Raw genomic sequence first — 395 nt, forward strand, 5'->3', positions numbered from 1 at the left:
CATATATGAAGCGTTGATTAAGTATGGAATTGTTAATTAATTGAACCTATTTAGCTTTAAGAAGGCATAACAAGATGACCTTATTTTATGCTATAATATTTCTATTATGCGAAGATTAAGGTGAGTAGTAAATTGGATAAAAAAGTAAGTATTCAAACAAAGCAAGTGTTGAAACAGCACAACGAAAAAGAAAAATTTGAATTTACTACTGAAGGAACTTGGCAACAAAGGCAATCTAACTTTATTCGGTATGTAGAACAAATTGAGGATGCAACAGTTAATGTTACAATAAAAGTGGATGATGATAGCGTTAAGTTGATTCGTAAAGGCGACATTAATATGAATTTGCATTTTGTTGAAGGACAAACGACAACAACTTTTTACGATATATCGGC

Annotated in this window: 1 protein-coding gene; it reads left to right on the plus strand. The window is 30.6% G+C overall.

Annotation, left to right across the window (positions count from 1 at the left end; genetic code table 11):
* Window positions 1–120: 120 nt before the first annotated feature.
* On the plus strand, window positions 121–395 hold a 275-nt coding region (locus I6F37_RS43690), incomplete at its 3' end, for a DUF1934 domain-containing protein (RefSeq protein ID WP_368736839.1).

It is taken from the genome of Bradyrhizobium sp. NBAIM08 (assembly GCF_020193935.1).
GTDB lineage: Bacteria > Pseudomonadota > Alphaproteobacteria > Rhizobiales > Xanthobacteraceae > Bradyrhizobium > Bradyrhizobium yuanmingense.